A 26,578-nucleotide genomic window follows, 5' to 3' on the forward strand; every position below is an offset into this window, starting at 1 on the left:
AATGAATGGGTTTGTTGCAGGATATTATCGTTTTGCCGTTTGGGTGACTCGTTTTGCTTATTTAAATATATTATGGGTGCTGTTTTCCCTTTTCGGTTTGGTGTTTTTCGGTTTGCTACCTGCCACCTCAGCCATGTTTGCAGTTGTGAGAAAATGGATTAACGGGGAAACGGATATTCCCATTTTTCAAACGTTTTGGAAATCGTATCGGAAAGAATTTATAAAGATAAATTTACTTGGCTATTTGATTATATTAATCGGCTATTTATTAACGATTGAGTTTCAAATTCTAAGGACCCAGGAACATATTGCTTATTTCTTTGCAAGTTTCGGTGTGATTGGGCTTTTTTTCATTTATTTTATCGTACTTTTATACTTCTTTCCTATCTTTGTACATTTTAATTTAAAACCGTTTCAATATGTCAAATGGTCATTAGTCATTGGAGTTTCCCATCCAATTTTAACGATATTTTTATTAGGTGTCGTGTTGGCATTATTATATTTTACATTTATGACGATTCCAGCTTTATTATTTTTCTTTGGAGGTAGTATTACTGCTTATATTTTAATGTGGGGTGCCTCACAAACTTTTTCAAAATACGAAGAACAACAAGCAAGTTAGCACTGTCCAGCGAGGAGGAAAATAATGCGTTTAGGCTTAGAAGTATTTTTAGAAAATAAATATAAACAGTTCATTGGTAAACGAATTGGTCTGGTCACAAATATGACAGGGGTAAATAAACGACTTGTTTCAACAATCGATCTATTTTTTAATCATCCACATATTCACATGACTGCTTTATATGGTCCAGAACATGGAATTCGTGGAGATGCAAAGGAAGGCCAAAAGGTAGATTCTTTTATCGATGAAGCGACGAATGTACCTGTATATAGTTTGTACGGAGAAACACGCAAGCCGAGTAAAGAAATGCTTGAGAATGTCGATGTAGTCGTATTTGATTTACAAGATATTGGTTCAAGGTATTATACGTATATTTATACAATGGCATATGTGATGGAAGCATGTGCTTTATATAAAAAGGAATTTGTTGTGCTTGATCGTCCGAATCCAATAAACGGAATAACCATGGAAGGAAATCTTGTGGAAGAGGATGTTCGTTCCTTTGTTGGTCTTTTGCCAATTCCGAATCGTCATGGTATGACCGTTGGGGAACTGGCAATGTTGTTTAAGAATGAGTTTGGCTATGATTGTGAATTGACTGTTATTCCAATGCAAGGATGGAAACGACACATGTATTTTGACGATACTGGATTCCCTTGGGTCCCACCATCTCCAAATACGACAAATGTAGATATGACTATTTTGTATTCGGGAACATGTCTGTTGGAAGGGACGAATGTGTCGGAAGGAAGAGGGACGATGAAACCGTTTGAATGGATTGGAGCGCCATTTATCGATGGACAATTACTAGCGAAACGAATGAACAATAGGAACATTCCTGGGGTGTTAGCCCGTCCTGTCACATTCCAACCTACTTATCAAAAGTATGTAGGTGACATATGTCATGGAATTCAGCTTCATCTTATGGAACGAAATCATTTTCATTCCTTTAAAACAGGGGTTATTTTGTTATGTATCATTGCCGAGATGTATCCAAAACATTTTCAGTTCGTGCAAAATGAGCACGGCAAATTCTTTTTTGATCTTCTTGCAGGGACGAAAAATCTAAGAAAGAAGATTTTAGAAAATGATACGACACCGTTTTTTGAACGATGTGAAGAACAAATGAAAAACTTTAATAAAATAAAAAAGAAATATCTTTTATATAAGTAGGGTGATAACAATAAATGGTTAAATTAAAAACGTTAACGACAGAACAAAGAAATATTCATTCAAAAAATATAGATAATCTGTCTACTTCAGAAATTTTACACGTCATTAATAATGAAGATGTCCAAGTAGCACAGAGCGTTAAAAAAGTTCTGCCTAATATTGAACAAGCGATCGATAAGATTTGTGATGCGATGAGTAAAGGTGGAAAATTATTTTATATTGGTGCAGGGACAAGTGGAAGAATTGGCATTCTTGATGCAGTAGAATGTCCCCCAACATTTAGTACCCCACCTGACTTAGTGCAAGCAATTATTGCTGGTGGTCTAGATGCTTTCATGACAGCAACGGAGGGGGCTGAAGATGATGAGGCGCGTGGGGCAAATGATTTAGAGGAGCGAGAATTAACGTCACTTGATGTCGTTGTCGGTATTGCGGCAAGTGGACGTACACCTTATGTTCTTGGGGCGCTTCAATTTGCACGAGAAATTGGTGCAACAACGGTAAGTGTGTCGAGTAATGAACAATCACTTATCGGACAAAACGCTGACATTACAATAGATGTTGACACAGGTCCGGAAGTGTTGACTGGATCGACAAGAATGAAAGCAGCTACAGCACAAAAATTAATACTAAATATGATTACAACGACGACAATGATTAAGATTGGCAAAGTATATGAGAACTTAATGGTCGATGTAAAAGTGAGTAATTATAAATTAAAAGAACGAGCGAAAAGTATTATTAGTACCATAACATCTGTTTCGAGTGATCGAGCGGAAGAGATATTAGAGGAAGCGAATTTAGAAGTGAAACCTGCAATTGTCATGATTAAAGCGAAAGTTAATTATGAAAAAGCCAAACAATTAATAGAGGAATCAAATGGTTTTGTGCGAAAGGCAATTGAATTAGCAAACAGTTAATTTGAGTGATGTACTTTTATTTTGTGTGCATGGAGAAATGCATGACAAGTAGATAAAAAGGGGAATCGAAAAAATATTGTAGAAATAGATTTCTCTATATCTTGGGAAAGGAATTTACTCGCTTTCCTCGATGTATAGGATTTCTTACGATAATCCGATTTTTCTTTAAAGATTTCCTAGCGTTATGTCATGTTTTGGAGGATTGGTGATGAGTAGAAAGGTACTGTTATTAGATGATTTTGAACACGATAATATAACAAAATATGAAACAAATCATTCTTTCGTTACTAGTTATCATCTATCTATTAGCAAAAATTTCGCAAAAACGGGGAAAAACAGCTTGAAAATTAGCTATCATTTTGGTGAGTGGTTAAAAGGAAATGGTGCGATGTATGTGTTGTTTAAAGAAAATATAGCCTCTAGCCGGAGACCTGTTAAATTTGGGTTATGGGTGTATGGGGATGGTAAATCCCCTTGGCTTCGAGCAGTATTTATGGATGGAAATGGGGAGAGAAAAACAGTCAATCTAACGAAGGCAAATATTGATTGGGTTGGCTGGAGATATGTAGATGCTGCCATTGATCAAAGTTGGGAGCTTCCAATTAAGCTGGAACAAATATATGCGGTAGAAACTGATAAGAAGTTACAAGGAGATGCGAGCTATTCAGGAGAAATATATTTTGATCAATTACGGTTTGTTTATATAGATGATGAAGATTTAATTGGGCCAATATTTACGGAGGTTTTTCCAAAGGAGGAAAGAGTTTACCAGCAAACATTTACGTTTTCAACTAAAGTAGTAGATGATATGTCAGGTGTTGACCCAGAATCGATTTTTGTAAAAGTGAACGGGCAAAGAGTTCCCCATCATTATTGTCATAAAACGGGCCTAATTAGTTATCCATTTAAACAAGTAGATGAAAGAGTGTTGCATCTTGTTGTAACAGCTCGTGATTATGCAGGAAATCTTTCCTTACCACCTATTGATAAAAAGCTAAAAGTAGATGTAAGTCCAGATATTGAACCTCCGAAAGTGACGAATATAACGCCGACTGAAAATGTCATCACCTATTCGAACAAGCCAAGGATCACGTTTAATGTCATAGATGAAAAAAGTGGTGTTGATAAAAAAGATATTATCGTTAGGCTAGATGGGGAGAAGCTCGAGGTTAAGTATGATAAAAGGTCTGGCTGGTGTTATACATTTCCTACTAAAAAGTTACTAGATGGCGAACATGTTTTCACTATCACAGTAAAAGACAGGGCTGGAAATCGACTTGATCCAATCAAAAGAAAAATAAACGTACAGGATATTGCTAACGAAGTGGAAGATACATTCAGTATCTGCGTCATACCTGATACTCATTGTGCACAATATGCTGAACTACTCTTAAAAACAGTTGTCAGAGAATCTGCTCCGATCGTCATTCATATGGGCGATATGGTAGAAGAAGCGAAAGAAGAAGAGTTTCAACGAATGAAAAAAAATATTCATCTCTTAGACGACAAAAAATTACTAACAGTGGCAGGAAATCATGAAGCATTTCAAGGAAATTTGGATTTATATCAGCACTATTTCGGTTCACCGACATTCCACATGGAAATGAATAATACATTAATTGTTGTATTAAATTCCGCTTTCGAACAAAGTATTAGTCAATCTGATTCGACACAATTTCATTATTTGAACGATGTACTTGCTCAAACTACAGCAAAAAATATAGTCATTGCTACACATGTACCTACAAAAGATCACTATGGGACAGCTCATAGTCTCGTTGATGAAGATGCCAAAAAATTGGAACAGATAGTAAGAGATTTTAAATACCAAAATCAACATGTACAAATAATGGTTCTTTTTGGTCATTTACACGTTTTACAAACATGGAAGGATGAAGCTCAGACTCACTATATAATTACAGGAAATGGGGCAAAAAAGGGATATGTCTCTCATCAAAATGGAAATTTGTTAGGGTATGGTGTATTGAGCGTCACTCCTAATGGGATGAATTATCAGTTTAAACCACTACTAGCAAGTGTAGATATAAAAGTGGCACCGTTAAAAGTGAACAAACGAACAAGACATTTGTTACAAGTGTACGGTTATGTAAATGTTTTACAATCGAACTATTCAGTTGATTTAACAAACCTCGATTCCATTTATAAGAAATGGACATCGAGTGATCCAAACGTAATAACGATTAATGATCAAGGAGTTATTTTTGGAAAAGAACGTGGTACCGCACGAATTCAAGTTGAGGTGAACGGAAAAAAAGCTGACGTTATGATTGAAGTGGAATAATTTTTGCTGAAAAGAGTTGATTGTATGGTATTTATGACAGGTGGGTTGATAAGGTTAACGGAGATGTTACCAGCCTTACCGCCATCTGAGAAAAAAATCGCTACCTATATATTGGAACACCCGCAAATTGTAGTAACATTAACTGCAAATGAACTTGGAAAACGAAGTGGAACGAGTGGAACTGCTGTTATTAGGCTATGCAAATCATTAAACTTACAAGGCTTTCATGATTTAAAAATTAGAATTGCAGGAGATTTACAAAAAAATACCGTACAAGGCTTTCGTGATATTGAGCCAAATGAATCCCCTGCAACGATTATTGAAAAAATGACGAATAATAGCATTCAAACGATCAGCGAAACAGCTGAGTTGCTCGGAATGGATGAATTAGAAAAAGCGGTACAATTACTCAAAAAGGCGCGTAAAATACATTTTATCGGTGTTGGTGCTTCAAGTATTATAGCCCAAGATGCGGAGCAAAAGTTTTTAAGAATAAATAAAACAGCTTATGCGTTCCAGGATATTCATATGGCGACGACGCTTATTGCGAATATGAATGAACATGATGTTGTTTTCGGAATTTCATTTTCTGGTCGATCCAAGGAGATCGCTCATATATTACAACTAGCTAAAAAAAGAAGGGCTAGCACAATCAGTTTAACAAAGTACGGAAAATGGCCAGTGACTGAACAAGCAGATATTAAACTTTATACGTCTGCAACAAAGGAGCCAAACTTTAGAAGTGGTGCAACCTCCTCTAGACTAGCTCAGCTACATGTGATTGATATTTTATTAATGAGTGTTGCATCAAAAGAATATGATGAGACCATCAAACATTTAGATGCTACGAAAGAAGCAATCGATCATTTACTGACTCTAACAGACAAAAAATAAACAATGAGAGCCAATTTCATCAATGTTCATTCTAAGGATAAATTCGAACATTATATATTGAAAAAAATAAATATTCGATTTTTATAACGAACACCTAAGGCTTCCACTCTAGTTAGTCGTCTCCTAGTCGGCTAAAAGCGGTCACGTCCTGATCCTTTAACTAAATGCTCGTCTCATCGCCTGACACTAGCACGTCCTGTGACTGCACATTTGTTCGTCCCATCGAAAACATTGGGACTGCGCTAAATGCTCGTCCCATCGAAAACATTGCGACCGTGATTACTCGTCAGCAATAAACATTGTGCGTCGCGGGAGGAAAAGCACAGGTAAAACTAGAAGGACTTTAGCTCAGGCGTTGGCTTAACTTAACGGCCGCCCGCTAAAAAGCGACCACCTAAAGGAGAACTAATAACTAAATTTCGTTGTTTGGATTTTTAACTGAACTATTAAATGATGAATTTGATTCAATGAAGCATCGTTCAATAGTTTACTTGAACAATCTACTTTTGTAGATAGTCGTCTTAGATATAAGGAGATTTTATCTTAATTTTTTACAAAGGATGGTAAACGGATGAAAATAATTCCATGGCAAGAAAACAGAATAAATGACGTAGTCGAATTGTGGAATAAAGAAATTGGCGCAGACTTTCCGCTTCGAGTTGAATTATGTAAACAAAATAGTTTTGAAGATTCAAATATTTGTTTGAAAAGTTCTTGTATTGCCTTAAATGGTCAAGATGAAATCATTGGTTTTGTCATTGCGAAAAGATGGCAAGAAAACATCAACGTAAATATGGATGATACGAGAGGATGGATTCAAGCATTACTTGTTGCAAAGCCTTATCGTCAGCAAGGAATCGGTTCTACATTATTAGAACATGCTGAATCACAGCTAAAGGATATTGGTGTCAAGCAAATCTTACTTGGAAAAGATACATACCACTATTTCCCAGGTATTCCTAAACAATATGAAGATGTGGCTGAATGGTTTGAGACAAAAGGGTACGAAAATTTCGGTACAGAGTATGATTTAATACGTCATTACGATCTTGAAGATGGTATGTCGGTTCCTAAAATGGCTGAGGTTGAATTTACTACTTTAAGTATAAACGATAAAGAGGAATTTTTGACCTTTTTAAACAGATGCTTTCCTGGAAGATGGGAATATGAAGCAATACATTATTTTCAAAAAGGTGGTACAGGAAGGGAATTCGTTGTTCTAAAAAAGGGAAGGCGTATTATCGGCTTTTGCCGCATAAATGATGCTAAATCCCCTTTGATTGCACAGAATGTTTACTGGGCACCTTTAGTTGATGAAGAACTAGGGGGTGTTGGACCATTAGGAGTTGATGCCAAAGAACGTGGCCAAGGGTATGGCTTGGCAATAGTTGAAGCAGGTATTGCTTTTTTAAGACAGCGGGGTATTGAGCGAATTGTTATTGACTGGACAGGACTTGTCGATTTTTACAAACGTTTAGGATATGACATTTGGAAAGGATATCTCTCATATAAAAAAGAACTGTGATTGTCTATGAAACAAAAATCTCTACGATGGATTATTGGTAGGATTTTTGTTTCATTTTTTTATAGAAGTTTATACTCACAGAATTTCCGTATCTTATTCAAACATTTCCACACTTTCTTTAGAATTTCCGCAATTAAAATGCCCATCATAATGACCTTGCTATCGAAAAGCAACATTGTTTATACGGATGGTGTTTTAACGAGAAGATAGAAAAAAGTCAGGAGTAAACAGATGAAACAAATGGGGCAATATGCTACGCAAGAATAGTATTTACGATAAAAGATGTTAATGTCTTAGAAAAGAAAATGAAGTTGATCATGTATTAGATTGCGATATCTCTGCCGAATGCTTTTATTTTTGGTAGGGATATATTTTTTGATAATTTGTTAGTGGCGTAATGGAAAAATTGGCATGTAAACCAAATTATATATGAGATAGTGAGTCATTTTTATTTTTATTACATTTAGATACTACGTCCAGAAGATTCTCATCATAATAGGTTGTCTTCTAAAAGATTGTTGTTATATGAGACATACTTATAATTATGGTAATATATGTATATAACTACTAGGAGGACATTATATGAGATTTTATATTGCAACTAGTTTTACAAATAGAGAAAATGTAAGAGTTCTTTCCGATAGATTAAAATTAGAAGGGTATATTCACACATATGATTGGACGCAAAACCAAAGAGCAAATTCTTTTGAAGAATTATCAACTATTGGCGAATTAGAAATAGAAGCTGTTAAAAATTCAGATTTACTTATCATTTTACTTCCAGCAGGAAAAGGAAGCCACATTGAATTAGGAATTGCACTGGGACTTGGAAAAAGGATTTATATTTACTCTCCAACAAATGAACTATATGATTTTGATAAAACAAGTACTTTTTATCATATAAAAAGTGTAAATAAATTTGTGGGAACTTTTGATACCTTTGCAGAAAACTTATTAGAACAAGAAAGCGAGCGTAAAACCAGAGCAAATGAGACGTTCTAGAAACTTTTCATATGATAACCCTCTATTTACCAGATTATAAAATACGATTAAACAGAAGCCACCGAACATTATTTGATACGATCAGAAATGTAGATAGCTTATTTAATTATTGAAAATCTCCTTCAGATGTTGGATGGAGGTTTTTTCGATTGGAAAAACAACTCATAGGAACAAAGCATTATTGAAAAGTTTTCACAACTGACAGATAATGAAAGAAGTCAAATAGGAAAATAAAAATGGTGGTTATGTACAGAAGACGGAGCGCCTGAATTAAAATATAATGTAGGATTTGAGTGTGTGTGTCTAACCAATTGTAAAACAAAATGATCATTTGGAGGAACTACGATGGCAAGTATTTATGATATAAAGCCACAATTTCAGCAGTTATTACGTCCCATAGTGAATCGATTAGCAAAAACAGGTGTTACACCAAATCAAGTGACTGTAGCAGCAATGATGTTGTCGATCATGACTGGGTTCATATTAATGATATTTTACGAGCATTCATACATATTATTTTTAGTTCCAATTGTTATGTTTATTAGAATGGCATTAAATGCGATTGATGGGATGTTGGCAAAAGAACATCAAATGATGACAAAGCTTGGAAATATATTAAATGAAATAGGAGATGTTGTTTCAGACGCGATGTTACTTTTACCATTTGCATTCATAACCGGTTTTTATGCTCCGTTACTCGTTCTCATTGTCGTTTGTGCGATTATTAGTGAAATGGCTGGGGTGTTAGGGGTAGTTATTGGAGCGAGCAGAAGATATGATGGACCGATGGGGAAAAGTGATCGTGCTTTTGTTTTTGGTCTGCTTGCCATATTCGGAGCGTTCAACTTGCTACCAACGTTATGGAACACGGTGGTTCTTAGTATCGTATTATTGCTGATCATCATAAATATTATGATCAGGATACGGCGAGCGTTAAAGGAGGTAGATGAGATTGGCGTTTGAAGCAATATCGAGAGAAATTTTGATTGTTTTAATTGGTATTTTAGCGTTATTAATCGTTTCTAGTATTATTGCATTTTTGTTAACAAAGTTTAATAGGGAAAAAGATTTTTCAGAAGTAAATGCTAGAATTAAGTCGTGGTGGGTGATGGCAGCTGTTTTTACGATGGCAATTTTAATTAATCACAATGTATCTTTAATTTTTTTAGCGTTTTTATGTTTTTTAGCCTTTAAAGAATATTTGTCCCTTATTCCGACGAATCGGGCACATCGAAAAATTCTTTTTTGGGCATATTTATCGATCCCAATCCAGTTTTTCTGGATTTATATCGGCTGGTATGGAATGTTTATTATTTTTATTCCCGTCTATATGTTTTTATTTTTGCCAATTCAGATGATTTTGATTGGAGAAAATAAAGGCTTTTTGCGAACGATGGGATCTGTTCATTGGGGATTAATGATTATGGTTTTTGGACTTAGCCATCTCGCATATTTACTCGTACTTCCTGGAATTACTGGTGAAAATGGGGCTACTGGAGCTGGTCTTATTTTATATATCGTGATTTTAACACAATGTAATGATGTTGCTCAGTTTATTTGGGGAAAATTGTTAGGAAAACATAAAGTCATTCCACGGGTAAGTCCGAATAAGACGTGGGAAGGGTTAATTGGTGGGATCATTACGACGGTGGGCCTTGCGTTGCTGCTCGCACCACTACTTACTCCATTAACGTTAAAAGGAACATTATTTACTGGTTTTCTTATCGGGCTTACTGGCTTTATTGGGGATGTAAATATTTCTTCGTTAAAAAGGGATCTAGGAATAAAAGATACAGGGCAGACTATTCCAGGTCACGGTGGGATTTTAGATCGTGTTGACAGTTTAACGTATACAGCACCACTATTCTTCCATTTTATACGCTATTTCTATTTCACATAAAGGAGCTTATGATCGATGATTTTAAGAGGCTTATTTTTCACTTTTATCATTCGACCCTTTATTTTAATTATTCTCGGATTAAATGTTCGCAGGTTGGAAAATCTTCCGAAAAAAGGGCCGGCCATAATCGTTGCTAATCATAATAGTCATTTGGATACGCTCGTGTTAATGACGCTATTTCGGGGAAAGCTGATCCATCAAGTACGCCCCATTGCTGCAGCGGATTATTTTTTGAAAAATAGGTTCATCGCATGGTTTGCCCTTCATATGATGAATATTATCCCACTTGAAAGAAAGCCAAAGCAAAAGAAAGGGATATTTGATGGAATTTATCATGCGTTAGATAACAATCATATTGTTATTCTTTTTCCAGAAGGATCACGTGGTGAACCAGAAAAAGTGGCACGACTTAAATCTGGCATTTATTATTTATTGAAGGAGCGTCCTGATGTCCCGGTTTTTCCGGTATTTATGCATGGACTTGGAAAGTCTTTGCCAAAAGGAGAGCGCACCTTCGTACCGTTTTTTTGCGATGTATTTGTCGGAGAGCCTTTTTTATGGGAAGACAATCGCAAGCAGTTTATGAAAACAGTTGAAGAAAAAATGAATAAACTAGCGGCGGAAGGGAGTTTTCCACAATGGGATTCGGATTGATGTTGCTCGCTTTCTTATGGGGAATTGCGGAAGCGACTTTCTTCTTTATTATTCCAGATGTCATTTTAACGTTTATCGCTATCCACGGGTTTCGTGCAGGATTAGATGCGAGTTTGATCGCACTTGCTGGGGCACTTATTGGTGGAAGCATCATGTATATTTTTGCAGTGAAACGTTATGATCATGCATATCGTTTCGTTTGGCGTGTGCCAGCTATTCAAGAAAAAATGTTACATGACGTGCAAGTAAGTCTAAGGGAGAAAGGCTTAATTGCGATGGTGCTAGGTCCTATTCGCGGTATTCCCTATAAAGCATATGCGATCATGGCTCCTGGGGCAAGTATTCGATTTATTCCTTTTTTTCTTGCAAGTATCCCTGCTCGTTTTATTCGGTTCTTTTTAACTAGTGTTGCTGCTTGGTATGCCGCAGAAGTTCTCTTTGGTTATGCACCTATGTGGGTGAAATATTTAGTGTGGGGCATTGTATGGGTTATTGTTTATGTGATTTATTTTACGATCCATCCGTGGAAAGGGGATAAGAAATAAAGACTAGGTAGAAGGTTCAAAGAGTAAAATGTTGATAAGCCAGAAGCGAATGCGTTGTTCTAGAATTCTCTGTACGTGTTAAAAGCAGTGACAATGACAGTGATGGAGAATCTCATTTATACCAAATTAAGATGCTCATGGTTTTAGATATAGACAGAAGTATTTAAGTGAATGACAGGAGGCTGGACATAACTAAAATGAACATATCGAAAGCGAAGTATATTTCCAGAGCGGGTTATATGCAGCTACCGTTGTTCGGGTTTTTCTTTGGTGAAATCACTTTTGTCCCGACCTCTTTTAAGAGGTTGTTCAAAAGACCTGGTAAAAATGCCACTTCCTACTTCTTAAGTAGATAAGAGAGGATACATCCTTTCTTACTGCAAAAGCGCAACTTTAGTTCGCGCAAAAGGCTTGAAATGCCAAGTTTTCTAATTGGCTTGCTTTTTTAGCTACTCACCTATTAAAACGCATACGCTGCGTTCCTTGAAAAAGAAGACCATTTTTCTAGCATGTTAAAATATTTGCTCTAAGCTACGCAGCTTTGAACTGCAACGCACATGTTTATTGCCCCCGAGTAATCGCAAGCACAAAGTTTTCGATAGGACGGGCATTTAGTGGAGGCCAGGAAGCTTGCGATCTTAGTCAACTTCGGTCTTTTTATCTTCCTTTTGAACACGTACTTTATGTGATTTTCCAAAAATTTTAAGAAAAAAGAGTTTGAATTTCTCCATCTTTTTTAGCTAAGGGAGAAATTTTTTTTCGTCTTTTTTTAAAAAAATCGAATAATTTTATCACTTTTTTATGAGCTTGCTAATGACTGTCATGGCAGTATTTAGGACAATTTAATGTTATATGAACATGCTAATATTATGTAAAAGTGCTGTTTACACTAAAATTTGTCTATGTTATACTGCCTAGAAAATATAAATTAGGGGGAAATACATGGACTTTTTATCTATCATTCCACCAATTGTTGCAGTTGTTTTAGCAATTGTTACGAGGCGGGTGATCATTTCATTATTTATCAGTATTTTGATTGGTGGGGTTATTGTCCCAGGTGGAAATCCTTTTTCAGCGGTGGCATACACGTTTACATGGATGAAAGATGTGATGATTGATGACTGGAATGCAAGGTTTCTAGTGATGGTCGCTCTTTTAGGAGTTGGGGCTGCATTTATGTTTAAAACAGGTGGTTCTGATGGCCTGATTCGTGTGTTAGAAAAGAAATTAACATCAAAACGTAAAGTACTCTTTTTACCATATGTGCTTGGAATCGTTATTTTCTTTAATGATTATGTGAATTCGATCATTGTTGGAAACGCTTCTAAAGATATTACAGGGAAAAATAAAGTGTCTCGAGAAAAGCTAGCCTATATTTTGGACACTACATCTGCACCGATGGCAACGATTGGCCCTGTCTCCGATTGGATTGGTTTTCAAGTTTCCATCATTGCAGGTGCAATGGCAGGAGTTGCGATTATTGGAATTGAACCATATTTTGCATTTTTACAGTCGATTCCATGGAACTTTTATGCGATTCTTAGTTTGTTTGCCATTCCGATGATTATTTTAGGGAAAGATTTTGGCCCGATGGCAAAAGCAGAACATCGTGCAGAAACAACTGGACAGTTAATTGCTGAAGGAGCAAGTCCTTTATCGTCTGTTGAGCAAGATTTAGGGGAACCGTTTAAAAAAGAAGGTGGAAGCATTTGGAACTTTATTTTACCACTCGTAACACTTATTTCTGTAGGGATTTGGGGGTTATGGTATACAGGCGGTGGTGCTGAAGGAAAATCGTTAATAGATGCACTTGCTGATACAGATGTTGCTGTTGCCTTAACGTGGGCAGCTTTTGCGATGACGGCCGTTGGAATCATTACTGCTTTATTTCAAGGTACTAGTTTTACACAAATTGAAGAGACGATATTAGGTGGAATTACAACAATGTTACCTGCATTAATTATTATCGTTCTAGCTTGGTCGATCGGTTTGGTAACTGAAGTGCTTGGTACGGCAGATTTTGTTGTCGGAATAACCGAAAGCTGGATGACACCTGCAATGTTACCGTTTCTTGTTTTTGTCATTGCAATGGTTATTTCATTTGCGACAGGGACTTCATGGGGAACGATGGCAATTTTAACGCCGATCGCTGTTCCACTTGCCTTTAGTATTGGCGGAGAACCTTTACTCCACTTAGCGATAGGAGCGGTTTTCTCAGGCGCCATTTTCGGTGATCATGTTTCACCTATATCTGATACGACGATTATGGCATCGATTTTTGCTGGATCGGATCATATTGCCCATGTGAAAACTCAACTTCCATATGCACTTGTCACAGCTTGTTTAACAGGAGTGATGTATTTATCTTATACCATTGTTGGCAATGCCTTTATCCTATTAACTATCGGAGTTATTGCCCAATTTTTCATCTTACGTTTTCTCGGTAATTGGTATCATAAAAAACATCCAGAGCTACAACAAAGAAAAAGTGCTTAGCTTGTTCAAACAGATAAAATTCTGTCGGACTTTGCGCTAACTATCTAGCTAAATATGAAAAATCTGTTTAGACTTACATATAATTTGAAAGCGATAACAAAAACAAGATGGAAATATGAACATTTATGAAGTTTATCAAATTTTTATAAAGGGGATTGATACATGATGGGGAATGCCGTAACGAAAGATTCAAATGTGCCTCTAAAGTCAAACTATGACCGGGTGGCACATAGTAGTAAATTTAAACAATTAATCCATGAAAGAAAAGTATTTATTATACCGTTAACAATTTTCTTTCTCGTATTTTATTTTACTCTTCCGATCTTAACGTCTTATTCGACGGTTTTGAATAAGTCTGCTTTCGGAGATATAAGCTGGGCATGGATTTTTGCTGTTGCACAATTCATTATGACGTGGGTGTTATGTGTTGTTTATGTGAAGAAATTTGCCAAGTTTGATAAACAAGCAGATGAAATAATTAAAGAACAATTAGAAGGAGGCGAACAAGAATGAATGGGACAGTAATCACTTTTTTCCTTTTAATTGTCGCACTAACTTTATATATTACGTATTGGGCAGCGAAAAAAACAACTTCTACTGGTGAGTTCTATACTGCTGGTGGCGGACTTACTGGTTGGCAAAATGGTCTTGCAATAGCGGGGGACTATTTATCAGCGGCATCGTTTCTTGGAATTGCTGGGGCGATTGCATTATTCGGGTTTGACGGCTTTTTTTATAGTATCGGCTTTTTAATTGCCTATTTAGTTGTGATGTTTTTAGTTGCAGAACCGTTAAGAAATTTAGGTCGATATACACTTGCAGATATGATCAACTCCCGTTTCGATGCAAGAAAAGTTCGGGGTACGGCCGCTTTAAGTACGATTGTCATTAGTATTTTTTATATGATCGCACAGTTAGTTGGATCAGGTGCACTAATACAATTACTATTTGGGATCAACTATGTCTATGCCGTGCTAATTGTTGGCGTGATGATGACGATTTACGTTTTATTTGGTGGAATGACAGCGACAAGCTGGGTGCAAATTGTTAAAGCTGTCCTTCTGATGATCGGGATGGTCATTATTGCATTTTTAGTATTATTGAAATACAACTTTAATATCGCTTTTATGTTTACAGAAATGAAATCGGCTACAAGCCATGGAGTTGCTTATTTGCAGCCAGGTTTAAAATATACAAACCCGCTCGGTACAATTTCACTTATGATTGCGCTCGTGTTTGGGACAGCAGGACTTCCACATATTTTGATGCGTTTCTTTACAGTAAAAGACGCAAAAACAGCTAGAAGCTCAGTTGTAACGGCCACATGGATCATTGGGGTTTTTTATATTTTAACAATTTTTCTTGGATTTGGAGCAGCGGCTTTTGTAGGTGAACAAACGATTATTGCAGCAAACCCAGCCGGAAACATGGCAGCACCGTTACTTGCAGAAGCACTTGGTGGTGATATATTATTTGCGTTTGTATCAGCAGTTTCATTTGCGACCATTTTAGCAGTTGTTGCTGGTCTTGTGCTTGCAGGAGCTTCTGCCTTTGCCCATGATATTTATGGCCAAGTAATTAAAAAAGGACAGATTTCTGATCGTCAGCAAATGTTGGCAGCTCGTTATGCTTCCATCGGAGTTGCAATATTTTCAATTATCCTTGCATTATTTGCACAAAAAATGAATGTTGCATTTCTAGTCTCTCTTGCATTTTGTACAGCAGCGAGTGCGAACTTGCCAGTTATTTTATACACGATCTATTGGAAACGTTTCAACACAAGTGGTGCAGTAACCGGAATGTTAACAGGACTTATTACTTCATTAGTATTAGTAGCAGTGAGTCCAAATGTGTTGGCACCAGACGGTTCAGCCATTTTTATTGGACATGCTCTATTCCCACTAGAAAATCCAGCCATTATTTCTGTACCGCTTGGATTCCTCGGTGGGCTTATCGGAACGATCCTATCAAAAGAATATAATGAACAAAAATTCGCGGAAGTAAAGGTGAAAGCAACTACAGGTTATAGAGAATAATATGGTGAGGAGGCTGGGATATAACTAAAACGCAAAAACACTCTTGTCCCAGCCTTTTCTATTTTTAGTATAGTATTGAAACTAGAAAGTTGGAAAACGGCAATTCAGTGATCGTTACTCTTTTTCCGTGATGGATGGAAATGGTTATAATTGATATAAAAGAGGTTTAGTGAAACCCAAAAATGCCCATGTCAGATTGAACTATCACAATGTTAAATAATCTAATTATCCTCTTGAGCTTCGATACCATTCTATTGCTTTTTGCTCAATCTCCAATGTTAGCTGTTCCTTCCCTTTAATATATGATTCTATGTCGTAGGGAAAACGTTGGGATAATGCTTCTTTTAAATTTCCATATTTTTTTGCATCATAAGGATGTACACGCAAGTAGTCCCGAAATGCAAGATGACGCTCAATTTTAGGATTGCCCAATTGATAAATGTGGACATGATGAGTTCGATTAAATCCCCCTTTTTGGAAGTATCTGCGTTCAGTTATCCCATTTTCTCCCTTTGATTTGTAACCAATGGCATCCATTGCTGTATTAAATTCATCAATCCGATTAATATTTTTAACAATAGGCATGATATCAATGATAGCCTTTGCCTTTAGGCCGTTTACAGACGTACTGCCAATATGATGGATTTCAATGATTTCAGAATTGAAAATTTGATGCAATTTTTCAGCTTCTTCATCAAACATTGAAAGCCATTGCTCGTTATACGGCTTCACTTCAACTTTTCTCATGTAATTCCCCCTTTGATCTGTTGATTCCCTATCAATTGTATTTGTTCTTCAATAAGTTAGTCCTCTAACTTCCCATATAAACTTATTTCACTGTAAAAATTCCTTTAAACAATTTGTTCCACACGCTAAAGTCTGTTCTGTATCTCCTAGAAACATGCTTATGTTGTTCCCGTAGCCCGATTAATTTTATTGGTTCGTATGTAGGATAGAATAAATCTTGTTTATTACAAATTGGAAGAAAAGGTTAATTCCTCATTCGATAACATCATTCTATAGCTAATATTTTTGGTTAACACCTAATATATCAAATATAATAAAAAAGAAAATATCCTTTCTATCTAAATTCCGCGACATATTCCACTTTCCGCAATGACAATAAAACTTTCACTTTTTCCTAATGAAACGTTTTTAAAAACGAAAATCCTTCATTAAAAGGTTTACACTAAAATTGTAAAGTAAGTCTGTATTTCATGGTAAAATAAAGATAGTTTTAAAGGAGGAATGAATAATGAATGATTTTTTATCCACTATTGATACACCAGCATTGTTGCTAGATTTAAATAAAATGGACGCAAATATAAAAGATATTGTTCGTTTTGCTGAAAATGCAGGCGTTAATCTCCGCCCGCATCTTAAAACACATAAAAGCATTAAAATTGCAAGATGTCTATTAGAAGCTGGTGCCATCGGGGTTACTGTTGCAAAGGTAGGCGAGGCTGAGGTAATGGTTGCTGGTGGGATTAATGATATTCTTATAGCCTTTCCAGTTGCTCAAAGAACAAAATTAGCGAGAGTCAAAAAGTTGCAAGAAAAAGCAAAAATAACAGTTGCTGTAGATTCGATGGAACAGGCAACTCTTTTGCATGAATTTTTTAAAAACGGCGAGCCTCTCAATGTGTGGATAAAAGTGAATTCTGGGCTGAATAGGGTTGGTGTGGAACCGAATGAGGAGGTTGTAGAATTAGCAAAACATATAAATAACTTAACCGCACTTTGTTTAAATGGCATTTTTACCCATGCAGGACATTCCTATGCAGCAACCTCTCCAGAGCAAATAGAAAAAATTGCGAATGAAGAAGCAGAAACGGTTCTAAAAAGTGTTAAATTATGTGAAGAAGCTGGAATTAACATCAAGCATCGTAGCATTGGTTCTACGCCGACGTTTAAAATAGCTGGCGCAATCAAAGGAATTACTGAAATCAGACCAGGGAATGCTGTGTTTTACGATATGATCCAAGTTGGACTTGGGATCGCAACCCAAAAACAGTGTGCGTTAACTGTTCTTGCAAGTGTCGTATCCAAAAAATCAGATCGAATGGTCATTGATGCGGGAAGTAAGACGTTAGCACTTGATCAAGGGGCACATGGTAATTCAAGTATTACTGGACATGGTTATATTATTGGATATCCAGAATTAGTGATTGAACGTCTATCAGAAGAACATGGCATAATTCCATTAAAGCATGAAGTAGACCTAAAACTAAATGACCGAATAACCATTATCCCAAATCATGCTTGTGTGGTTGCTAATTTATTCGACACGTATCTTGTTTATCAAAACGGAAAAGTGATAGATGAATGGAAGGTAGATGCTCGAGGGAAACTGAAGTAAAGAGGGGGGCATACGATGAAAATAAACGAGCATATAATAAAAGGACCAGTAATTGATCAGGAAACACGTTGTACTCATTACCATACAGAACTTGATCGAATTGCGATCAAGTTCTATTGCTGTCAAACATATTTTCCTTGCCATCTTTGCCATGAGGAAGCTGGATGTGGTGAAACGCAAGTATGGCCACAGGACAAGTTTGATCAAAAAGCTATATTATGTGGAGCTTGTGGAAAAGAGTTGACGATTAATACCTATTTAAAGGGAACAAATAAATGTCCAACTTGTCAGGCAGCATTTAATCCGAACTGCAAGCTACATGAAAAATTATATTTCGCCATTTAATAAAAGGTAGATACCCTTACTCTGAAAAGAAAACAGTGATACAGGTATCTTACTAAATAAAAACGTTGTAAACTTTTTCGCTGCTGGATCCTACTAATAGCGAAATGTCGATAAAGCTTTTATCTAACTCACCATTTAAAGATTGTAAATTTTAAAAAGCATAAGTTCAATTTGCATCTTCTATTCAATCTTCTCATTAACAGGATAAGCGGCAAACTCTTCTAATAAGTCGTCTATCCTCTCACATTTTATTTAAAATCATTAAGATTTATATACAAACTCATTCTTTTCCTAAATCATTTAACTAGCTATGAATTCATCAACTGTACTGTTTATCAAATATATATTAGATAGAGCCTGTTCCAAACGCATGCCCCGCATTTCTTCCTGAACAAATTGGGAAACAGCTGAATAAACCCGTGTTTCTTCTGAACAAATCGACAATCAACTGAATAAAACTTTACTCTTTCCGTGCCTCATTCCCTTGTCTGCTCATTTTCACCGCTTAAGGCATTGCACCGTTTTTCACATACTTTATACTTTTCCGTTTAACTAAATTACGAGCGTATATCAGTGCATAATGAGCTAAAACTAACTTGGACAAGTAAGTACGAAAATTGCGTCAAATACAGTTTTAAAACAAAACCATTTCGATTAAAAAACTGCTTTCATCAGTATAAAATCATTGACTAAACGCAATTTCTGCACTATGATAATTACAAAAGTAATATATAGGAACGATTGTAACTTGAGGGCTGGAAAAGTTATGATCTACCTAGCATTAAAGTAGTTTTTAGCAGATAAGAAAATATAAAACTTGCTTATCTGTATAAGTGCAACTAAGGCATTCGCCAAGCTTTCTAATGTGGTAAATATAGAATGAAAAAATAAGAGGAGTGGAATTCATGAGTAAAAATCGGCTAGAAGATTTACAAGTTGAATTTAGTCACGACAAGTTGAAGGAACTATATAAAACGATGTGGGATATTCGTTTTTTTGAAGAGAAAGTAGACGAGTTTTTTGCAAAAGGAATGATTCATGGTACGACACACCTTTGTGTGGGTCAAGAGGCAAGTGCGGTTGGATCATGTGCTGTTTTACAAGAGGAAGACAAAATAACAAGTACTCACCGTGGACATGGACATTGCATTGCAAAAGGAGCAGAAGTGGATCGGATGATGGCAGAACTATTCGGCAGAACGACTGGTTACTGTAAAGGAAAAGGTGGTTCGATGCATATTGCGGATGTAGATAAAGGAAATCTCGGAGCAAATGGTATTGTTGGTGGGGGTATTCCGCTTGCTGTTGGTTCAGCTTTAACATCGTACATGAAAAAATTAAATTATGTAACCGTTTGTTATTTTGGTGACGGTGCGACTAATGAAGGAAGTTTTCATGAAGCGTTGAACTTAGCTGCTGTCTGGAATTTACCAGTCGTCTTTATTTGTGAAAATAACCAATACGGTATGTCTGGTCCAGTGAAGGATATGGTGAAAATTGAAAATATTTCCGAACGTGCAAAATCATATGGTTTTCCTGGAGTAACGATTGATGGGAACGACATGATTGAAGTAATGAATGCAACAAATGAAGCAGTAGAACGTGCTAGAAGTGACCAGGGTCCTACATTAATCGAAATGAAAACGTATCGTTGGAAAGGTCACTCGAAAAGTGATGCAAGACTTTATCGGACACGTGAAGAAGAAAATGAATGGAAAGAAAAAGATCCAATCAAACGTTTTAAAGATGTTTTAATTGAAGCAAATGTATTTTCAGAAGAAGACGCGGAAGCGATTAAGCAAGCGGCGAAACAAGATATTGAAAATTCGGTTACATTTGCACAAAACAGTCCGATGCCAACAGAAGATGATTTATTAACAGACGTTTACGCATAATAGGAGGGTGAATCATGAGAGTAATAACATATTTAGAAGCGGTTCGTGAAGCGATGCAACAAGAAATGAGACAAAATGACGATGTCTATATTTTAGGAGAGGACATCGGTTTATATGGTGGTGCGTTTGGTGTAACTAGGGGAATGATTGAGGAATTTGGTCCAGAACGTGTCCGAAATACTCCAATTAGTGAATCAGGAATTGCTGGTGCTGCTGTTGGTTCCGCTTTAACTGGAATGCGCCCAATTTTAGAATTACAGTTTTCTGATTTTATTACGATAGCGACGGATCAAATGGTAAACCAAGCTGCAAAATTACGTTATATGTATGGTGGGAAAGGGAATGTGCCAATGGTACTTCGGACGCCAAGTGGTTCAGGAACAGGTGCAGCAGCACAGCACTCACAAAGTTTAGAAGCATGGATGACTCATATTCCAGGCTTAAAAGTCATACAACCTTCAACTGCCTACGATGCGAAAGGACTATTAAAAGCAGCTATTGATGATGCAAATCCAGTCGTTTTTTATGAACATAAATTACTTTATGGTACAAAGTCGGAAGTGCCGGAAGATCTGTATTCGATTCCTATAGGTGTGGCAGATGTGAAACGGGAAGGAACAGATATAACAATTGTTGCAACTGCAGTGATGGTTCATAAATCATTAGAAGCAGCGAAGGAACTTGAAAAAGAAGGAATTAGTGTAGAAGTTGTCGATCCGCGTACACTGGTACCTTTAGATGAGGAAACAATTGTGAAATCTGTAGCTAAAACAGGACATTTAGTCGTCGTTCATGAGGCTGTTAAACGTGGTGGTTACGGTGGTGAAATTGCAAGTATGATCGCCGAGAGTGAAGCATTTGATTATTTAGATGCACCTATTAAACGATTAGGTGGGGTTGCCGCACCAATTCCGTATAACCCGGAACTTGAAAAGTTAGCAGTTCCACAAGTGCCAGATATTATAAAAGCTGTAAAAGAAACGTTAAATAAAGCGTAAAGGAGGGACTTTACATGGCAAAAGAAATATTTATGCCGAAGCTAAGTAGTACGATGGAAGTTGGAACACTCCTTCAATGGTTAAAAGAAGAAGGCGATCCTGTTCAAGTAGGAGATCCGTTATTTGAAATTATGACCGACAAAATCAATATTGAAGTCGAGTCGTATGAAGAAGGAGTTTTGTTAAAAAAGTATTATGAAGTAGACGATGAGGTTCCGATCAATACGATCATTGGTTATATCGGTGAAGCGGGAGAAACTGTACCAGATGAACCACCTGCAAGTGAAGGAGAAGAAGTTCAGGAAGAAGTGGATAGTCCAAAGGCTGAAAAGACTACAATGGAACAGGAACAAGAAGAACTAGAAGAAGTAGAAGGACAAGTAGGTAAAGTCCGTGCGACTCCAGCGGCAAGAAGAGTTGCACGTGAAAATGATCTTTCATTAGAAACCATCTCTGGCTCTGGTCCAAAAGGGCGAATTCATGAACAGGACGTCCTTGATGCCGTAAAAGAAAATGCAGTCCTGATTACACCACTTGCTGAAAAAATGGCAAAAGATCATCAGCTTGATGTACGTAAAATAGAAGGTACAGGGATAAGAGGCAAAATTGAAAAATCCGATGTGGAACGTTATCTTTCATCACAAAAGGTTCGTGAAGAAGAACCAGCTGAACGAGTGAAATTAAAAGGATTAAGAAAAGCCGTCGCTGATAAAATGCTAGAAAGCGCTAGATCAATTCCTCATGTGACATTAACAACGGAAGTCGATATGACAAAAGTGATTGATATTCGAAAGAACTTGTTACCAATTGTGGAAAATGAAACAGGATATCGCTTATCGTTTACGGAAATTATTATTAAATCAACTGCACATACATTAACGAAACATCGAAATATTAATGCATCTTTAATCGATAATGAAATTGTCTACAATAAAGCTGTAAATATTGGTCTCGCAGTTGCAGTCGATAACGGATTAATCGTTCCGTCTATCCATGATGCTGACAAAAAGGGGTTAGCAGAACTTACAGCGGTAAGTAAAACGTTAGGGAAAAAAGCTCGTGACAGCAAATTAACTCCTGCTGAAATGACGGGTAGCACGTTTACGATTAGTAATTTAGGAATGTATGCAATCGATGGATTTACACCAATTATTAATCCACCTGAGACAGCAATTCTCGGCGTAGGGCGGATTACAGAAAAACCAGTTGTAGTGGATGGAAATATTACTGTTCGACCAATGATGGTACTAAGTCTTTCATTTGATCATAGAGCAATCGATGGTGCACCAGCTGCAGCATTTTTAACAGAATTGAAAGAAACATTAGAAAATCCATATAGTTTATTTGTATAAAGAAGTAGATGGGACAAAAGTGCTTTAGTGGAAAGGCCCGAACGATGATTCAAATTTCTTCAATAAGAATTTGCATTAGTTCGGACTTTTCGTTTATATGTCGATAAGAACGTATTGCTCATTAGAAATAAACTGTGCAGTAACAGCTAGGTTGTTTTCCGCTGCGGAAATATACTTCTCCTTTATAAATGACGAGATAAACATGGACGTTTTCGAAAATGCTGCGTCTTCTCCCATGATTATATGGCGTATCTCCGCAATTATATGGCGTATCTTTGCAGTAATATGGCGCATCTTTACGGTTATGTGGTGGTTCTTCGCGATTAAGTGTCGGTAATCCGAATGATGTCCAATGTTGTTGGTTTGCTCCCGGAAATGACGATAATTACCTCCTAATCGTGCCCTAAAAAGCGAAAAGCTATATGTGCTTCCCAAATCTGAGCTACGAGATGGGACGAGTTAAGATCCTAACCGGCAAGGGGTATGTCGAAGTTGACCCTCCTTTAATTACAAATGAGGAGGCTCGTCAGTTGCCCACAGTAAAGGAGACACTGTGAAAGCAAGCGATAGCGCAGGTTGAATAGATGTTCACTCTTATGCCCTGTGGTGAAAGCGGAGTGTATTTCCTTCGCTCAGGTGAGGTTGAATCATTAAGGTAATTTATGTTTGAAATTATTATCATTTATATTTACCTAACCTAACGTACAGTTGATTGGAGCGTAGGACAGTCGACTCCTGCGGGAAAAGCAACAACCGAAAATCCCGCAGGAAGCGCACTTTGCTTCCGAGGAAGTTGAGGGTTGCCCGCGGAAAGCGACTGTCCGAAGCGCAAATCAATGTTGCCGTGACTAGGTTTGTAGATGAAAATTATACTAAGTTACTGCGCAGTTTATTGTAACTAAATATTTATGTCCAGTCGATCTCTATCTTGAAATTGTTTCGTTTTTAGAGTATATGTCCCACCCTTTTAACTTTATTTATTGGAGGAATGAAAATGAAATATGATATTGCTATTGTTGGTGGTGGCCCGGGTGGTTATGTAGCAGCAATTCGTGCTGCGAAATTAGGCTTATCTGTCGCTTTAGTAGAAGGGGATGCATTAGGCGGAACTTGTTTAAATCGTGGGTGTATCCCATCGAAAACATTATTAAAACATGCAGATGCTTTGGAACAAATTAATAAAAGTAGTGAACTGTCGATTGAAATCGAACATTACTCATTTGATCTTCCAAAAATAATTGAAAGAAAAAATACTGTCATTCGTCAATTAAAAAGCGGTATTCAAAGTTTATTACGACAAAATAAAATTACATTATACGAAGGTTTCGGCCATGTAACAGATGATAAAAAAGTGACCATTAAAACAGGTGAGAAACAAGAAACAATTTCTGCAAAAAACATTATCTTAGCAACCGGATCTCAAGTATTTGTCCCACCTATTAATGGATTAGAAGCGATTGATTATTATACAAGTGATACGATTTTTGATATAAAAGAAGTACCGAATCATCTTGTCATCGTCGGTGGTGGTGTTATTGGCCTTGAGATTGCGTGTGTCTTTCAAGCCTTTGGAACTAAGGTAGAAATAGTTGAAATGGCGGAACGGATTTTACCGATGGAAGATGTCGAGGCTTCTACGTTTTTACAAAAACAGTTAGAAACAAGTGGGGTGATTTTTCATACGAATACGAAAGTTACTGAGTTCGAGCAAGCAGATAATCAAAAAGTGATTCGGATGGAACAGGGTGAAGAAGAGTTTACACTCCAAACAGATGCTGTCTTAATGTGTGTTGGAAGAAGACCAAACATAACTGGATTGGAGGCACTATCCGTCGCATTTGATGGTCCATTTGTAAAAGTGAATCACAAGTTAGAAACCTCTGTTACAGGCATTTATGCAATTGGTGATGTCATCGGAGGATATCAACTTGCTCATGCTGCAAGTAATGAAGGAATCCGTGCTGTCCAACATATTGCTGGTGAAAGTAATAAAAAAGAAGCACTTATTCCTCGCTGTGTCTATACGTTCCCAGAGATCGCAAGTGTCGGTCTTTCTGAAGTAGAAGCACAAGAAGCAGGTTATCGAGTGAAAGTGAAAAAAGTTGATTTAGCCGCAAATGGGAAAGCAATTGCGGCGAATGAAAATAAAGGATTTATGAAAGTGATTGCAGATGAAAAATACAATGAAATTCTCGGTGTTGTGATGGTCGGAGCACATGTAACCGAAATGATTAGTCAAGCAACAGCTTTTATGCATCTTGAAGGAACAGTAGAAGAAATGGAAAATATGGTCTTTCCACATCCGACTGTCTCAGAAGCAATGTTTGAAGCGGCAAGTGCCTATTTAAATAAAGGAATCCATTATAGATAAAATAATTCTTTTCATAAAATATAAAACAGTGGGGTGTAGAAATGTCGATCGAAATTGTTTTCTTTGATATTGATGGAACATTAATTGATGAAAACAAGAAGACAGCAAAAAAAACATTACAAGCGATTGAACAATTAAAGGAAAAGGGAATACAAGTTGTATTTTCGACAGGAAGGTCACCGAGACATATTGTTGATGTGCAAAAAATGTTTCAAATTGATTCATATATATGTTTTAACGGTGCATTTGGATTCCATCAAGGGGAAACCATTTTTAACCATCAATTAAACTTGGAAACATTAACAAAATTAATGGATGATATCAAAATGAAGGATCATCCGATTGTTTATTTGAATGATGAAGGATGTTATGCCAGCGTTGAGCAAGATAAACGAATTGCAACGACATTTGAACGTTTAAAAGAAAAGCAACCTTCTTTTCAACCAACCATTTGGAAAGATAAGCCAATCTACCAAGCATATTTATATTGTTTGCCAGAAGAACAAAAGGTATATGAAGAAAGCCACCCAGAAATAAAGTTTACTCGTTGGCATCCATACGCAGTCGATATAAATAGTTATAATATGAACAAATCAATTGGGGTAAAATCTTTTTTACACCATGTACAAATTGACCCGAAAAATGCGGCTGCTTTTGGTGATCATTTAAATGATTTAGAAATGTTACAATATGTCGGTTATGGAATAGCAATGGGTGACGCGATTCAAGAAGCGAAAGATAGAGCTGATTTTGTAACGAAACCTCTAAAGGAAGATGGCATCTACTACGGACTCAAACATTTAGGTTTAATTGAATAAAACGGTAGATACAACACATCGCTCATTTTTTAAATAGACGATACAAACAGAGGATATCATGTTCAAAATGTGAGCATATTTCCTCTTTTTTAATCCATATTAGAATGATTCTTTAGAAGAGTTAATTTCATCAAGGATGAATTTGAACAATATAAACTATTAAAATCGTTGCATTCCGCTACAGGAGAACGCTTTCCTGAGTCTATATAGTACAAGCAACTGTCATCGCAAACACTTTTCGATGGGGGCGAACGAAGTACAGTCCCAGGACATGGCACACTTAGCCTGTGTTCCCTTCCATGCTATTTCCGTAGAAGTCGTCGCCTTTCGTTAAGCAATTTTGCTTCATATAGGGGTGTTGATTCAAAAAA

At 36.7% G+C, this 26,578-nt stretch carries 22 protein-coding genes; 21 read left to right on the plus strand and 1 reads right to left on the minus strand.

All coding sequences use genetic code 11. From position 1 onward, the window contains the following. The first annotated feature begins 1 nt into the window (after position 1). From DFR56_RS00520 to DFR56_RS00585, 14 genes are all read left to right on the plus strand, one after another. Positions 2-622: a YesL family protein gene (locus DFR56_RS00520; RefSeq protein ID WP_110393473.1), complete on the plus strand. Its 621-nt coding sequence runs from the start codon at positions 2-4 to the stop codon at positions 620-622. Between the two features lie 24 nt (positions 623-646). Further along, entirely contained in the window at positions 647-1,795 is a 1,149-nt protein-coding gene (locus tag DFR56_RS00525) for an exo-beta-N-acetylmuramidase NamZ family protein (RefSeq protein ID WP_110393474.1), read from the plus strand. A gap of 14 nt (positions 1,796-1,809) precedes the next feature. Next, complete coding sequence (murQ, locus tag DFR56_RS00530; protein WP_110393475.1) at positions 1,810-2,715, plus strand: N-acetylmuramic acid 6-phosphate etherase; 906 nt, start codon at positions 1,810-1,812, stop codon at positions 2,713-2,715. A 208-nt stretch (positions 2,716-2,923) separates the two neighbouring features. After that, positions 2,924-5,017 carry a metallophosphoesterase gene (locus DFR56_RS00535; protein ID WP_158525447.1) on the plus strand — a complete coding sequence of 698 codons (2,094 nt, stop codon included), beginning with the start codon at positions 2,924-2,926 and terminating at the stop codon, positions 5,015-5,017. A gap of 24 nt (positions 5,018-5,041) precedes the next feature. Next, on the plus strand, positions 5,042-5,911 hold the full coding sequence (locus DFR56_RS00540; protein ID WP_110393477.1) for a MurR/RpiR family transcriptional regulator: 870 nt from the start codon (positions 5,042-5,044) through the stop codon (positions 5,909-5,911). Positions 5,912-6,482: 571 nt separating this feature from the next. Continuing rightward, entirely contained in the window at positions 6,483-7,436 is a 954-nt protein-coding gene (locus DFR56_RS00545; protein ID WP_110393478.1) for a GNAT family N-acetyltransferase, read from the plus strand. 582 nt (positions 7,437-8,018) lie between these two features. Next, on the plus strand, positions 8,019-8,438 hold the full coding sequence (locus DFR56_RS00550; protein ID WP_110393479.1) for a nucleoside 2-deoxyribosyltransferase: 420 nt from the start codon (positions 8,019-8,021) through the stop codon (positions 8,436-8,438). Positions 8,439-8,783: 345 nt separating this feature from the next. Continuing rightward, complete coding sequence (locus DFR56_RS00555) at positions 8,784-9,401, plus strand: CDP-alcohol phosphatidyltransferase family protein (protein WP_110393480.1); 618 nt, start codon at positions 8,784-8,786, stop codon at positions 9,399-9,401. Next, positions 9,391-10,338: a phosphatidate cytidylyltransferase gene (locus DFR56_RS00560; RefSeq protein WP_244916388.1), complete on the plus strand. Its 948-nt coding sequence runs from the start codon at positions 9,391-9,393 to the stop codon at positions 10,336-10,338. Before DFR56_RS00555 ends, DFR56_RS00560 begins: the two co-directional genes overlap by 11 nt. 15 nt (positions 10,339-10,353) lie before the next feature. Further along, entirely contained in the window at positions 10,354-10,992 is a 639-nt protein-coding gene (locus tag DFR56_RS00565; RefSeq protein ID WP_110393482.1) for a lysophospholipid acyltransferase family protein, read from the plus strand. Next, positions 10,977-11,537, plus strand: coding sequence for a hypothetical protein (locus DFR56_RS00570; RefSeq protein WP_110393483.1), 561 nt, complete (start codon positions 10,977-10,979; stop codon positions 11,535-11,537). Before DFR56_RS00565 ends, DFR56_RS00570 begins: the two co-directional genes overlap by 16 nt. 942 nt (positions 11,538-12,479) lie before the next feature. After that, positions 12,480-14,033: a Na+/H+ antiporter NhaC family protein gene (locus DFR56_RS00575; RefSeq protein ID WP_110393484.1), complete on the plus strand. Its 1,554-nt coding sequence runs from the start codon at positions 12,480-12,482 to the stop codon at positions 14,031-14,033. Between the two features lie 165 nt (positions 14,034-14,198). Next, positions 14,199-14,546 (plus strand): DUF485 domain-containing protein, encoded by a 348-nt coding sequence (locus DFR56_RS00580; protein WP_110393932.1) that lies wholly within the window; start codon positions 14,199-14,201, stop codon positions 14,544-14,546. Further along, positions 14,543-16,069 (plus strand): solute symporter family protein, encoded by a 1,527-nt coding sequence (locus DFR56_RS00585; RefSeq protein WP_110393485.1) that lies wholly within the window; start codon positions 14,543-14,545, stop codon positions 16,067-16,069. Before DFR56_RS00580 ends, DFR56_RS00585 begins: the two co-directional genes overlap by 4 nt. 225 nt (positions 16,070-16,294) lie before the next feature. Here the strand turns inward: DFR56_RS00585 and DFR56_RS00590 are convergent, their stop codons facing one another. Further along, entirely contained in the window at positions 16,295-16,816 is a 522-nt protein-coding gene (locus DFR56_RS00590) for a GrpB family protein (protein ID WP_110393486.1), read from the minus strand. 508 nt (positions 16,817-17,324) lie between these two features. Between DFR56_RS00590 and DFR56_RS00595 the strand changes: the two genes are divergently transcribed. The 7 genes from DFR56_RS00595 to DFR56_RS00625 all read left to right on the plus strand — a co-directional run bounded on the left by DFR56_RS00595 (position 17,325) and on the right by DFR56_RS00625 (position 26,207). Then, positions 17,325-18,428 carry a D-TA family PLP-dependent enzyme gene (locus DFR56_RS00595; RefSeq protein WP_110393487.1) on the plus strand — a complete coding sequence of 368 codons (1,104 nt, stop codon included), beginning with the start codon at positions 17,325-17,327 and terminating at the stop codon, positions 18,426-18,428. A gap of 15 nt (positions 18,429-18,443) precedes the next feature. Then, on the plus strand, positions 18,444-18,773 hold the full coding sequence (locus DFR56_RS00600; protein WP_110393488.1) for a CHY zinc finger protein: 330 nt from the start codon (positions 18,444-18,446) through the stop codon (positions 18,771-18,773). A 905-nt stretch (positions 18,774-19,678) separates the two neighbouring features. Continuing rightward, positions 19,679-20,668, plus strand: a complete 990-nt coding sequence (locus DFR56_RS00605; protein ID WP_110393489.1) for a thiamine pyrophosphate-dependent dehydrogenase E1 component subunit alpha — start codon at positions 19,679-19,681, stop codon at positions 20,666-20,668. A gap of 14 nt (positions 20,669-20,682) precedes the next feature. After that, positions 20,683-21,666, plus strand: coding sequence for an alpha-ketoacid dehydrogenase subunit beta (locus DFR56_RS00610; protein ID WP_110393490.1), 984 nt, complete (start codon positions 20,683-20,685; stop codon positions 21,664-21,666). A 14-nt stretch (positions 21,667-21,680) separates the two neighbouring features. After that, entirely contained in the window at positions 21,681-23,018 is a 1,338-nt protein-coding gene (locus tag DFR56_RS00615) for a dihydrolipoamide acetyltransferase family protein (protein WP_110393491.1), read from the plus strand. A 994-nt stretch (positions 23,019-24,012) separates the two neighbouring features. Beyond that, the gene (gene lpdA / locus DFR56_RS00620; protein WP_110393492.1) at positions 24,013-25,389 is read left to right on the plus strand and encodes a dihydrolipoyl dehydrogenase; all 1,377 of its coding nucleotides are present in this window, start codon (positions 24,013-24,015) and stop codon (positions 25,387-25,389) included. A 41-nt stretch (positions 25,390-25,430) separates the two neighbouring features. Next, a complete protein-coding gene (locus DFR56_RS00625) occupies positions 25,431-26,207 on the plus strand; it encodes a Cof-type HAD-IIB family hydrolase (RefSeq protein ID WP_110393493.1) in 777 nt (258 codons plus the stop codon). Positions 26,208-26,578: the final 371 nt, after the last annotated feature.

Origin of the sequence: Pseudogracilibacillus auburnensis (assembly GCF_003201975.1) — a bacterium.
Taxonomy (GTDB): Bacteria; Bacillota; Bacilli; order Bacillales; family Amphibacillaceae; genus Pseudogracilibacillus; species Pseudogracilibacillus auburnensis.

Excerpts from the sequence above, each read along its gene's own strand:
- DFR56_RS00555 (WP_110393480.1), top strand. The coding sequence starts at position 8,784 with ATGGCAAGTATTTATGATATAAAGCCACAATTTCAGCAGTTATTACGT.
- DFR56_RS00550 (WP_110393479.1), top strand. The coding sequence starts at position 8,019 with ATGAGATTTTATATTGCAACTAGTTTTACAAATAGAGAAAATGTAAGA.
- DFR56_RS00520 (WP_110393473.1), top strand. The coding sequence starts at position 2 with ATGAATGGGTTTGTTGCAGGATATTATCGTTTTGCCGTTTGGGTGACT.
- DFR56_RS00625 (WP_110393493.1), top strand. The coding sequence starts at position 25,431 with ATGTCGATCGAAATTGTTTTCTTTGATATTGATGGAACATTAATTGAT.
- DFR56_RS00605 (WP_110393489.1), top strand. The coding sequence starts at position 19,679 with ATGAGTAAAAATCGGCTAGAAGATTTACAAGTTGAATTTAGTCACGAC.
- DFR56_RS00615 (WP_110393491.1), top strand. The coding sequence starts at position 21,681 with ATGGCAAAAGAAATATTTATGCCGAAGCTAAGTAGTACGATGGAAGTT.
- DFR56_RS00570 (WP_110393483.1), top strand. The coding sequence starts at position 10,977 with ATGGGATTCGGATTGATGTTGCTCGCTTTCTTATGGGGAATTGCGGAA.
- lpdA (WP_110393492.1), top strand. The coding sequence starts at position 24,013 with ATGAAATATGATATTGCTATTGTTGGTGGTGGCCCGGGTGGTTATGTA.
- DFR56_RS00545 (WP_110393478.1), top strand. The coding sequence starts at position 6,483 with ATGAAAATAATTCCATGGCAAGAAAACAGAATAAATGACGTAGTCGAA.
- DFR56_RS00575 (WP_110393484.1), top strand. The coding sequence starts at position 12,480 with ATGGACTTTTTATCTATCATTCCACCAATTGTTGCAGTTGTTTTAGCA.
- DFR56_RS00610 (WP_110393490.1), top strand. The coding sequence starts at position 20,683 with ATGAGAGTAATAACATATTTAGAAGCGGTTCGTGAAGCGATGCAACAA.
- DFR56_RS00535 (WP_158525447.1), top strand. The coding sequence starts at position 2,924 with ATGAGTAGAAAGGTACTGTTATTAGATGATTTTGAACACGATAATATA.
- DFR56_RS00565 (WP_110393482.1), top strand. The coding sequence starts at position 10,354 with ATGATTTTAAGAGGCTTATTTTTCACTTTTATCATTCGACCCTTTATT.
- DFR56_RS00585 (WP_110393485.1), top strand. The coding sequence starts at position 14,543 with ATGAATGGGACAGTAATCACTTTTTTCCTTTTAATTGTCGCACTAACT.
- DFR56_RS00540 (WP_110393477.1), top strand. The coding sequence starts at position 5,042 with ATGGTATTTATGACAGGTGGGTTGATAAGGTTAACGGAGATGTTACCA.
- DFR56_RS00590 (WP_110393486.1), bottom strand. The coding sequence starts at position 16,816 with ATGAGAAAAGTTGAAGTGAAGCCGTATAACGAGCAATGGCTTTCAATG.
- DFR56_RS00525 (WP_110393474.1), top strand. The coding sequence starts at position 647 with ATGCGTTTAGGCTTAGAAGTATTTTTAGAAAATAAATATAAACAGTTC.
- DFR56_RS00580 (WP_110393932.1), top strand. The coding sequence starts at position 14,199 with ATGGGGAATGCCGTAACGAAAGATTCAAATGTGCCTCTAAAGTCAAAC.
- DFR56_RS00595 (WP_110393487.1), top strand. The coding sequence starts at position 17,325 with ATGAATGATTTTTTATCCACTATTGATACACCAGCATTGTTGCTAGAT.
- murQ (WP_110393475.1), top strand. The coding sequence starts at position 1,810 with ATGGTTAAATTAAAAACGTTAACGACAGAACAAAGAAATATTCATTCA.
- DFR56_RS00600 (WP_110393488.1), top strand. The coding sequence starts at position 18,444 with ATGAAAATAAACGAGCATATAATAAAAGGACCAGTAATTGATCAGGAA.